Consider the following 11,126-nt stretch of genomic DNA (forward strand, 5'->3'; position numbering starts at 1 on the left):
CGGCGACGACGGATCTCACGTTCGGTACTTGGGGACGTCATGGATAGGTGCCCACTTATTAATAGATGGGCACCTAATGTGGCCGGCCAGGGCCTCCCGCGTAAGGTGTGTTCACCGGCCGCTTACCACGATCAGGATCTTTCTCACACTTATTCATTAAGAATATAAGCATAATAAACGAAAAAACATTAAAAACCTTGAATCGGATCTTTAGATTAACGACCACTTCTGATTATATTAACAGCACCAACATTCCATACCTTTACATTATACAATATATATATAATATCAGAACTTTAACCTTGGCAAACATGGGCAGGAAATATACAATTGGACCGATAGATACATTATTTTACATTGCTGATCGAAAAAACAGGGATTATTAAAAAGTTAGCTGTAACTTATGACCATATATAAAAAATAGTCACCATAAAATCAAAAGAATTTAACTATTTATCACGCCTAGCGCAGGGGATATAGACAGGACGTTATTGGATAGTCAACTTATTTCTTTGATATAGATAGAGAATAACACAAGGGATAACATCATACTCAGGGGAGTCAAAGGAATGAGTACAAAACTAATCAGAAAGATACTACAGCGCGCTCTCCGCCTCTCACGCAAGAAAAAATGTATCATCCAGATGCTGGCAGACACTCTTTTATTACCAATAAGTTTTTACCTCGCACTGTTACTAAAGCAGGATAGCTTTTCTCTGCTTATTGACGCCCGTATCGTAGATATTTTGATATTAAGCGTTCCTCTCAGTCTTATCATTTTTCTTAAGATTGGTTTCTATCGTTCCCTGATTCGCTACATAGGACTCAAAATTCTCAAGACACTTTCCATTGGTGTTCTGCTTTCTACCTTAGTGATCTCGGCAACAGCAACGTTGCAGGGCGTCACCCTCCCCATATCGGCGCTGATGATCTATGCCATGATCGCCTTGTTTCTGCTGGGCGGATTACGTTTATTCCTGCGAAGTCTCTATCTGCACAGCATGATGCGATACAAGACTCGGGTGATCATCTACGGAGCCGGCTCTGCTGGATCCCAACTTGCCACCTCATTGCGCAAGGACCCTAACTTTTCGCCGGTGGCCTTCATTGATGATTGGCGCGGCATGCACGGCACCTTCGTAGAAGGCCTCAAAGTTCACGCTCCCGAAGAACTATCACGACTGATCAATAATTATGGTGTAAAGCGCATACTCCTGGCCATGCCCAGCGCTCCCCGAGCACGTCGCCGAGAAATTATGAAAATGCTCGAGACATTATCCACGCCGGTGCAGACCATTCCCGGAATGGCCGACGTCATCTCCGGGAGAGCCAGGATCAACGAGATTCGTGACATCATGATCGAGGACCTGCTGGGCCGCGACCCCGTCCCCCCCGACCAAGCGCTACTGGATGCCAATATCCGCAACAGGGTGGTGTTGGTGACCGGAGCCGGGGGCTCGATTGGTACCGAGCTTTGCCGTCAGGTACTTCATCAACAGCCCCGCGAATTGCTTCTATTCGAGATCTGCGAGTACTCGCTGTATCGTCTCGAACAAGAACTACAGCAACTCGCCAAAGAGGCCGATATATCGGTGTCGATCAAGACACTACTGGGATCGGTTCAAGACCGCTCTCGCCTCGAGTCGGTAATGCGTACCTTCGGGGTACAGACCATCTACCATACTGCAGCTTACAAGCATGTACCGATGGTCGAACACAACAGCGTACAGGGGATTCGCAACAACGTCTTTGGCACTTTGCAGACCGCTCAAGCTGCCATTGCCACCGGCGTGGAAACTTTCGTTTTAATCTCTACCGATAAGGCAGTACGTCCTACCAATGTAATGGGCGCCACCAAGCGCCTGGCCGAACTGATCTGCCAGGCGCTTGCTACCGAACAGCACACCACACGCTTCTGCATGGTCCGTTTTGGCAACGTCCTGGGATCTTCAGGATCGGTGGTACCGCTATTTCGCAAGCAGATCGCCCAAGGCGGCCCAATCACGGTGACACATCCCGATATTACCCGTTACTTCATGACCATTCCCGAGGCCGCTCAATTGGTAATCCAGGCCGGTGCCATGGGACGTGGCGGCGATGTATTTGTACTCGACATGGGTGAACCGGTACGAATCTATGACTTGGCTGCGGAGATGGTAAGCCTTTCTGGACTTGAATTAGTGACACCGGAAAACCCAGAGGGAGATATCGAAATCGTCTATAGCCAGTTACGCCCCGGGGAAAAACTCTATGAGGAGTTGCTGCTTGGTGAAGGGGTCACTAAGACAACACACCCGAGAATCATGACTGCCAACGAAGTGGCCTGGGGTTGGTCGCGACTGGAAGCCTATCTGGAACAGTTGCATCAAGCGACCGAGACAATGCAACACGAGCGCATCCGCGAGCTGCTGTGCGAGGCGCCGACCGCGTACACCCCCCAGAGCAAGATCGCGGACCTGTTATGGCGAGATCGCCAGCCCGAGCATCACTCTTCGCATGCAACCGAATCTGTTGCCGAAACTCACGAGAAAAGCTATGCACCGCTATCAGCGGATGGTAATTTGAGACCTGTAGCTTCCCCTGGTAAATAACGAATAATTAAAATTACTCTATGGAGAAATCACAACGCCAATGTTCCGGATATCAAAACTGGACATCGAGCTTCTATTATACTATTGATGTCGCACTGACGGGCGAGCCGGAGTGCCGACGACAGTTACCCCTTGGGGAAGATGAGTGATGACCGTTGCCCCAGCACCAATCGTAACGTCCGCCCCCACCCGGATGTCTTGAATTATTTTCGCGCCGATTCCTATCCAAGAATAGTCACCAATGACAACGTGCCCAGCGATATTGGCACCTGGCGCCACATGGACACCGAAGCCCAACACACAATCATGACCGACGGTGGCACCGGTATTGATCACGCAGCCGTTGCCAAGATGTGCGAAGGCATTTATAACGGCACCACCGACGACCATTGAGCCCTCTCCCAACGTCGCATACCGACTCACGACGGCAGAGGGGTGCACCAAGCTTGCTAGATTGAAACCGCATTGCTTAAGTTCATCACTTTTTCCCTTGCGTCGCTTGCCGTCACCAATAGCGACAAAGGCAGCATCATAGTCGCCAACCCTAGCAAGAAGTCTCCGGCTATTGCCATGTACTGGCCAATGTTCGACCGAAGATTTTTCAGGCCAAGCATCATCGTAGAAGTGTATCTCCTGCCAACCGGAAAGTTCGGCACAGTCGGCAGCGACCTTTCCATGCCCTCCGGCGCCTAGTATGGCTAGTACTTGCATAAAGGATCGTCCTCCAGAACATCAACTCAATCTAGGATACTTTTTCTACATGACAATCCTGCATAACTCGAATGATAATACTGAGATTCGAGGATCATGAAATGCCATAATGCCTCTGGCCATCATTGACTTATCTGCGTCGAAGTCATTAACGCACCGGTGGCCTCCGCCATCACCTGTGCCAACACCCTACAAGTCTTGTCGAGTTCCTCATCGGTCAGAGTAGGATGACAAAGAAACATAAGACTGGTCTCGCCAAGTTCCCTAGCTACCGGCAACGGGATATCTGGTTGCAAACCAGTCCCTTCAAATGCTTTTTCAGAGTAGACTTCAGAACAAGATCCACAATAGCAGGGCACACCACGTGAGGTGATCTCGGCAATGACTCGGTCTCTGCTCCACCCAAGTTTCAGTTTCGACAGTTCTACAAAGACATAACACTTATAGGCGGCATGCTCGACATGTATGGGAATGTCGGGCACACGCAAGCCGAGACAGGTTCGAGCGGTGCTCCAGATTCGCTCGGCATTGGCACGGCGCTTGACACTCCACTCTGGCAATCGCCTAAGCTGGATCAGCCCGATGGCTGCCTGCATCTCCGTGAGACGCCAGTTCGTACCAAAGCTCTCATGCACCCAGCGAAAGCCGGGAGGATGTTCACGTTCATAGACGGCCTCCCAACTCTTACCATGGTCTTTATAGGCCCACATGCGCCGCCAAACATCGGCATTGTTGGTAGTGACCATGCCCCCTTCCCCACCGGTGGTGATAATCTTGTCTTGGCAAAAAGACCAGCAACCGATTTCACCAATCGATCCTACGCTTCGCCCACGGTACCGTGCCCCATGAGCTTGGGCACAGTCCTCGATGACATGGATACCATGACGCGATAGCGTCATCAGTTCATCCATCTCGCAGGGCCAGCCAGCCAAGTGAACGGCGATAACTGCACGCGTGCGCGAGGTGATTTTCCCTGATACGGTAGCCAGCGATACAGTCTGAGAGTCGCGCTCAACATCGGCAAATATCGGTACGGCACCAACAGCAACAATACATGAAACAGAAGCTAGAAAGGTACGCGAGGTCACAATCACCTCGTCACCTGCCCCTATCCCCAGCCCTCTCAGTGCCAACTCCAAGGCAACCGTTCCATTAGCGACCGCGATGGCATATTCACTTTCTACGGCTCGAGCAAACTCACGCTCGAATTCACGCCCTACGTCACCAGTCCAATAGTTGACCCTGTTAGAAAGCAGAACTCTCTGAACCGCTTCAGCTTCATCATTAGAGTAACAGGGCCAGGAAGAAAATGAGATATTTTGCATCAAGAAACACCCCGATTAAAATATTAATAAAAGATTACTTTTAATCCAAAATAACAATAAATAATACCGAACTAACAGTATAAGAACATTCGCGAATGTGCAAGAAAATATCCCATACACTGCGAACAATTTACGATGACCTTAGCATCATAGCGAAGCATCAACAGATCGGTTTGCCACGCATCAAAGAAGGGGATATCCTTCTCCAAGAGGTATTCACATAACAACCAATCGGGATAATCGGCACCAGCTGAATGAGAAAGGGGAAACCCACCGCCGAAACGAGGATTGATCTCCAGGGCCTTGATATCTTGAGTAACCGGATTAAAAAAACTTGTAATGTTATACACCCTCTTGCGCCTTCAAGCCGATTAAGCCTATCCCGCAAATAGTCAAACATGATTTCGACGGGTAACTCCTTTACTGATTTCGCCCCCACGCACTTCCAGTCGCTGTCTGGGTATTAAGCAACGTAGCTGACCGCCTCATGTGTAATAGACATCGACTGTATATTCTTGGTAATCTTCGCCAATTATTTCCATGAACATGTTTTTTTCATCTTCCAGGACATCGCGGTTAAACATACCCGGTCCCTCCAATATCTAAGCACCAACACTGCCACTTCCATCATAAGGTTTACAAAAACAGGGAAATACGAGTTTACTTCTATCTAAAATATCAGGTTGATCAATATCTAAAGAAGAAAAACCTGAGGCATTAAACGCTTGTCTCGGCATGCGACCACGAGAGATTCATCGGAAATGATCACATGGGTACCTACCGACACAAATCGAGCACGATGATGAGATAGGGAGAACAATTCTGTAACGATAGTGGGAATCACGATACCAACATTTTCTTTTTGACATAGTTCAATCAAAAAAACAATATATTCATGATTATTAGCCGGGGGTGAAGAAAAATAATGGTCAGCGACTTGGCATGCCGCTGAGAGAGCCGGATCGAGATCGGTAGTTAGTACAGAGGAATCGGGAAAATATCGACGCAAGACCCTCTGGAAGGACTGAACGAGCTCTACTCGACGACCTGCTGAGAGAATCAGGACATTATTTTTTAGAGTCATTGGGTTTGATATCTCCACAATATGATGTTTCACCTCCCCGGAAACGCGGCATGCTGACATGACCCTGCGCAGAAACACCATCTCTGGATGCAACCTTACAGACGGTCAACATCATAATTTTCAAATCTAAAAAAAGAGATTGATTGTCAACATACCATACATCGTAAGTAAATTTCTGCTCCCAGCTTAGGGTGTTTCGTCCATTAACTTGAGCCCACCCAGTAACGCCGGGCCGCACATCGTGGCGGCGATACTGTTCGACGCTATATAGTGGCAAATAATCCATGAGCAACGGTCTAGGGCCCACAAGACTCATATCACCTTTCAAAACATTCCATAGCTCTGGTAGCTCATCCAAGCTGGTTGACCTCAGAAATCTACCAAATCGCGTGATGCGACGGTCAGTTGGCAAAAGTTCACCAGTATTATCGGTTGTGTTGAGCATTGTACGAAATTTAAACATTCTAAATGGCTTGCCATGTAAACCGGGGCGAGTTTGGCAGAATAGTACTGGTGACCCTAGATTAAAACGGACCAACAGGGCAATAACGCAAATTAATGGAAGCAACGTAACCAATGTGAGCGACGAAATCACAATATCAAAAAAACGTTTAATCATATAATCCCCATCTCTTTTAACATTACGCCATTTACTTTATGAACGTCATATTTTTGTTCGGCAATTTCACGGGAACGCCTTCCCATCTTTTCAATATTTCTTGGTTGCTCAATAAAGCTCTTCATGGCATCAGCAAGACTTTCTGCATTCTTTATCGGAACCAAATAACCATTGACTCCCTCAATAACAGTTTCTCGACAACCAGGCGTATCTGTTGTAATGACTGCCCTCCCCATCGATAGGGCTTCTAATATAGTTCTCGGAACGCCCTCCCGATAGAATGAAGGTAATACAAAAACACTCGCTCCAGCGATTGCCATACGAACATCTTTCAACTTTCCAAGATAATCTATTCTTCCTTCCTTGATCCAGCCATCGAGTTCCTTTCGAGTAATTGATTTCGGGTTGATATCTATATCGCCGACCAAGGTAAAGACAACATGAGGATATGTTTTTTTAATGATATAAGCTGCATCGACAAATTCCCTGATACCCTTGTCTGCCAGAAGTCGAGCAATCAACAAGAATCTTGGGGAGTCCGGCAACGGCTGAGGCGCAAAATGTTGTGTATCTACACCCGAGCCATTCACGACAATAGATGGTACCTTCAGGTCAATAATTCTGTATTCTCTGAAAAGGGCTTCGTCATCTGGATTCTGAAAAAAAACCTTGCGCGATTTTCGCAAACCTAGCCGATAAAGCCGCTCCACAAGATTTCGAACAAATCGCTGTTTTTGGCTACTCCCGAGTTGATCTGAAAAAGAATAGCCCAACCCCGTAATAAGAGCATATCTATTTGGCACGCGTACAAATGCCGCGGCTAAAGATCCGTATATCACAGGCTTTATAGTATAACCCAATACATAGTCGGGCTTGATCTGCCATATCAATAGCAGTAGACCCAGGAATGTCTTGATATCACTCAGGGGATTGATTCCCGTGCGGTTGATGTATATATCGTGCACGTGGACTCCTTTTTCCTCCAACTGATACCGAACAGTACTATTAGACGATAAATCAGGTGAAGCAGCATGTACTTCAAGCCCAGAGGCGACAAGTGCATCAAGTAAATGGCCTCTAAAGTTGATCAAGGAATTTGGTGATCCTGCAATCAAGAGAAATTTCATGGCAATATTATCGACACTTCCATACTTCATTGAAGGACATTATCATTTTATCTAAAGAAAATTTAGAGCGAATACGTTCAGAAGCAGCTTGTCTGCGCCTAATCCATTCATCAGGTTGATTGATACGCTCTCCTGAAGCAGCCACAATAGCATTACATAGTTCAGTACTGTTTTTAGGTTCTACTATCCAACCAGTCTTGCCAACGATCAAGGCCGCATCACCCACATCAGTAGATACACAAGGTGTTCCACAGGCCATGGCTTCGGCCAATACGTTTGGAAATGCTTCACTTGAACTAGAAAGAACATGAAGATCAAGTGCATTCATTATTCCCGGAATGTCGTCCCTTTGACCTAGGCAATACACATGCTCTCCAATACCATTATGATTGATTAAAGATAATAAATTCTCATTACTCGCATCCATGCCCTCTCCAATTAACAAACATCTAAAAGAAACACCTCTAGCTTTAAGTTTTGAAAGCGATTCCAATAGATTGTTGTGATCCTTGTCAGAGCAAAATCGTCCAACCATACCGATGAGAAATGCTGTAGAATTGACTCCTAATGCATATCTCAGTGACTCGCGAATCGATGGATCAGGAAAAAGCTTTGAGAAATCATATCCATTTGCAATAATTTCATATTTACTATTATCGTAACCTAAAGAGGTATGTGCCTCAGCTGCCTTATGGGCACAACATATAATCTTTCGAGGGATGCAATGTGAAAACTTAGCACATACTTTTGCAACATAAATCGTTGACCGTGAACTATTGCTAAAATCTAACGTTGAATGACGTATCCCCCAGCAGACGTTTTTTACACCTGAAAAGCGCGCCACAATGCCGCCAAACAGGTCAGCATGGTACATCCAGGTTTGAACTACGTCCGGCTTACAATCTTTAATCAACATCCATAACTTTCGGGAACCTTTAATTGACAGTTTCCCCCTCTTCATTCCGAGGCAATGAACAGAAACATTTTTATCTCTCAGAATTTTGCCATATTTTCCTTCGTCCATCATGGATACAACAGTATGGGTGTTGACTTTGTCTCCCAAACATAGCCGACACAACGTCGATTGAGCACCACCATTATTAGTACCAATAATTACATGTAGAACATGCATGTAGCAGCCTTAATTAAAATAAAATATTTATTTCTGGCTTCAGTTTATTGATAGTCTTAAGCTAAGTAAGGAATTTCAATGAATTAACTTTTTAGCTCGCGATTGCCATGTATAGCTATCGTCAAAATTTAAAGATGATCTTTTTGCCATTGATTCACGAAAACTTGATTCCATCATTCTTTCAATACATGATACCCAAGAATTATAATCATGAGGTACTGCAAACAATGCAGCATCAGGTGGTATAACCTCTCTGACAGCAGGGATGTCAGAAGCAATTATGGCTTTACCACTCGACATGTATTCGATTACTTTTATGGGATTCATGTAGGCACTTTGATCCCCCGACCCACCAGCCATCGAAACCCCACTGCTCTGATAAGGTGCAAGAAGCAGGTCGCAATGTTGTCGATAGCTTGCCACTTCGGATGGCCTAACAAAACCATGAAAGAATACGTTCGGAAGATCTGTGCCTGACTTCCAATAGTCAATATCATCATCGGTGCCCCCTATCAGGTGAAAGTCGCAGCAACTCAATACTTCTGCACATTTCAGTACGATATCAACACCGCGACCTTGATATAGATGCCCTGTATAGCCAACCTGCAATGCATCCTGACGTCCCGGCCATATAATATCCGACTTAACATCTTGACTGATTACAGCGCCATTATTTGCAACCAGAATCCCACATTCTGGTACAAGGCCTTTGTTAATATAAAGCTGCTTTAGAGCACTTGAGTTTACTGTCATTTTTTTTATATTTTTAGATCCTATTATTTTTTTGAAACACAGTTGTTCTACTATATTTTTCTCCCATACAGGCCCATGAGCGTCAAACACAAATTTAATATTTAGAACTTCTGCTAAGGCTGAAGGGATGGCTGAGCGACTGACAATAAGATCAACTTTCCCTTTTCGGGCATTGAAGACACTTTTTAATGCATGCTCAATACGATCAATTTTAGGAAGGTAGGAAGTTATTGGTATGATTGTAAAACGTTGTTCAATTCCGTAAAAATTAAATATCTCTTGGATAGATGAACCTTGATAGCGAATATACAACGTGACCTCATGACCAAGCTCGGACATTGCCTCACACATCCTCATCATATGTATACTGTTGGCTTGTCGAGAAGGAAAGGAAGCTTTATATGCTGCGATATATGTAATATTCATAGCAAGTCACTCATCAACTCCAATATTGAATACAATTATACCCATAAACTCTTAAAATTACCAGATTTTGGAGTATTGAAAGAAATCAAATGCACGACCTGAGTCTCGATTGAATTTTTCGATCAGCTCACCAGATTGTCCTTTTATTTGTTTGTTGTTAATGTTCTTATCAATAATTTTTTCTACATCATCCTTATCAACCCAATATTTTTTGTTTTCATCCCCATACTTGGTTCTGTGACCTCCATCATTATCTAGTATTTTTTTTGATTTAAATCGTAATTTGTTTAATTCAGTCGGGGGCATATCAAGGAAGTTATTTAATTCTTTTGAAACCTCGAAAGGTCGATCAACAATATCTTCAAACTTTATTAGTTTGAATCTTGGAAATTCTTTAGAATATCTCTCCATTTCATCAGACATTTTCCTGTATAGACCCCCTAGGTTTTGTCCGAAAAGTCTGCCCGCAGGCAGCGATCTATGCACGCCAGGCATACCATGGCCCTGAAGCTGCTGGCCAATTTGTCGTATCGCGTGCAGACCCGGCGCAACTCTTTGATCCACCCGAAACAGCGCTCGATGATGTTCCTGTCGCGATACCGGGGTTTGTCAAAGCCCCTCGGCGCACCAGGGCGCGGCTTTCGCTTCATCTTGCGCCTGGCAATGATGGGCTTCATTCGGTGTCGGTCACTGTAGCGGCGTAGTGGATCACTGTCATAGCCTTTATCCGCCACGATGAAGCGGCAGCGCTTGAGCGGTCTTCCTACGGGACCAGGCAGGTGGACATGCTCCATGGTCGGGATGAAGTGCTGGGTGTCCGAGTCTTGACCCGGCGACAAGGTGAAGGTCAGTGGCCACCCATATCGATCACATACCATGTGAATCTTGGTCGTCAGCCCGCCTCGGCTCCGTCCCAGGGCATGGTCTACGGGTTCTTGCTGTCCCCCTTTTTGCCACCTCCAGAGGCGGCCCGGGTGGCGCGGATCGATGTCGAGTCGATCATCCACGTATCCAGGTCCATCAGGCCATCCTCTCGCAGCCGAAGCTGTAGGCGAGCCAGGATCGCCTCGAATGTGCCGTCATCTCGCCAGTGTCGGAATCGGTCATAGACCGTTTTCCAAGGGCCGTAACGCTCCGGGAGGTCGCGCCACTTGGCGCCCGAGCAAAGGATCCAGAAGATACCGTTCAACACCTGGCGGTCATCGCGGCGGGGGCGCCCCGTCGCCTGCGGCGGTGACCCCGGCTTATTCATGAGGCAGGGCTGAAAATGAAGATGGCGAGTGGTTTTCTCTTGTAGAATCAAGATGTTCCTGGCAGAACACGATTCAAGAGGACCACTCGCCATGGGTGAAACCCTA

The 11,126-nt window shown here is 46.2% G+C and carries 10 protein-coding genes; 1 reads left to right on the forward strand and 9 read right to left on the reverse strand.

Annotated elements, in window-relative coordinates; translation table 11 throughout:
* Positions 1 to 569 precede the first annotated feature (569 nt).
* Positions 570 to 2,591 (forward strand): polysaccharide biosynthesis protein, encoded by a 2,022-nt coding sequence (locus M8009_RS18725; RefSeq protein WP_250063977.1) that lies wholly within the window; start codon positions 570 to 572, stop codon positions 2,589 to 2,591.
* 81 nt (positions 2,592 to 2,672) lie between these two features.
* Here M8009_RS18725 and M8009_RS18730 read toward each other — a convergent pair whose 3' ends face one another.
* From M8009_RS18730 to M8009_RS18765, 9 genes are all read right to left on the reverse strand, one after another.
* Positions 2,673 to 3,302, reverse strand: a complete 630-nt coding sequence (locus M8009_RS18730) for an acetyltransferase (protein ID WP_250063979.1) — start codon at positions 3,300 to 3,302, stop codon at positions 2,673 to 2,675.
* Positions 3,303 to 3,424: 122 nt separating this feature from the next.
* A complete protein-coding gene (locus tag M8009_RS18735) occupies positions 3,425 to 4,627 on the reverse strand; it encodes a DegT/DnrJ/EryC1/StrS family aminotransferase (RefSeq protein WP_250063981.1) in 1,203 nt (400 codons plus the stop codon).
* Positions 4,628 to 5,321: 694 nt separating this feature from the next.
* Complete coding sequence (locus M8009_RS19400; RefSeq protein WP_430886936.1) at positions 5,322 to 5,792, reverse strand: ATP-grasp domain-containing protein; 471 nt, start codon at positions 5,790 to 5,792, stop codon at positions 5,322 to 5,324.
* Positions 5,695 to 6,330: a sugar transferase gene (locus M8009_RS18740; RefSeq protein ID WP_250063983.1), complete on the reverse strand. Its 636-nt coding sequence runs from the start codon at positions 6,328 to 6,330 to the stop codon at positions 5,695 to 5,697. The genes M8009_RS19400 and M8009_RS18740 overlap by 98 nt, the downstream gene beginning before the upstream one ends.
* On the reverse strand, positions 6,327 to 7,457 hold the full coding sequence (locus tag M8009_RS18745) for a glycosyltransferase family 4 protein (RefSeq protein WP_250063985.1): 1,131 nt from the start codon (positions 7,455 to 7,457) through the stop codon (positions 6,327 to 6,329). Before M8009_RS18745 ends, M8009_RS18740 begins: the two co-directional genes overlap by 4 nt.
* 7 nt (positions 7,458 to 7,464) lie before the next feature.
* Positions 7,465 to 8,484 (reverse strand): glycosyltransferase, encoded by a 1,020-nt coding sequence (locus M8009_RS18750; protein ID WP_250063987.1) that lies wholly within the window; start codon positions 8,482 to 8,484, stop codon positions 7,465 to 7,467.
* A 180-nt stretch (positions 8,485 to 8,664) separates the two neighbouring features.
* Positions 8,665 to 9,768, reverse strand: a complete 1,104-nt coding sequence (locus M8009_RS18755; protein ID WP_347709852.1) for a glycosyltransferase family 4 protein — start codon at positions 9,766 to 9,768, stop codon at positions 8,665 to 8,667.
* 57 nt (positions 9,769 to 9,825) lie between these two features.
* Positions 9,826 to 10,191, reverse strand: coding sequence for a hypothetical protein (locus tag M8009_RS18760; RefSeq protein WP_250063991.1), 366 nt, complete (start codon positions 10,189 to 10,191; stop codon positions 9,826 to 9,828).
* 17 nt (positions 10,192 to 10,208) lie between these two features.
* A protein-coding gene (locus tag M8009_RS18765; RefSeq protein ID WP_250063993.1) for an IS5 family transposase occupies positions 10,209 to 11,020 on the reverse strand; the annotation gives its coding sequence in 2 pieces (ribosomal slippage) (positions 10,209 to 10,720 and positions 10,720 to 11,020; 813 coding nt in all).
* Positions 11,021 to 11,126: the final 106 nt, after the last annotated feature.

It is taken from the genome of Halomonas gemina, from assembly GCF_023554995.1.
GTDB lineage: Bacteria > Pseudomonadota > Gammaproteobacteria > Pseudomonadales > Halomonadaceae > Halomonas > Halomonas gemina.

Coding starts and splice junctions, on each gene's coding strand:
- M8009_RS18725 (WP_250063977.1), top strand. CDS start 570: ATGAGTACAAAACTAATCAGAAAGATACTACAGCGCGCTCTCCGCCTC.
- M8009_RS18730 (WP_250063979.1), bottom strand. CDS start 3,302: ATGCAAGTACTAGCCATACTAGGCGCCGGAGGGCATGGAAAGGTCGCT.
- M8009_RS18735 (WP_250063981.1), bottom strand. CDS start 4,627: ATGCAAAATATCTCATTTTCTTCCTGGCCCTGTTACTCTAATGATGAA.
- M8009_RS19400 (WP_430886936.1), bottom strand. CDS start 5,792: ATGGTGTTTCTGCGCAGGGTCATGTCAGCATGCCGCGTTTCCGGGGAG.
- M8009_RS18740 (WP_250063983.1), bottom strand. CDS start 6,330: ATGATTAAACGTTTTTTTGATATTGTGATTTCGTCGCTCACATTGGTT.
- M8009_RS18745 (WP_250063985.1), bottom strand. CDS start 7,457: ATGAAATTTCTCTTGATTGCAGGATCACCAAATTCCTTGATCAACTTT.
- M8009_RS18750 (WP_250063987.1), bottom strand. CDS start 8,484: ATGATGGACGAAGGAAAATATGGCAAAATTCTGAGAGATAAAAATGTT.
- M8009_RS18755 (WP_347709852.1), bottom strand. CDS start 9,768: ATGAATATTACATATATCGCAGCATATAAAGCTTCCTTTCCTTCTCGA.
- M8009_RS18760 (WP_250063991.1), bottom strand. CDS start 10,191: ATGTCTGATGAAATGGAGAGATATTCTAAAGAATTTCCAAGATTCAAA.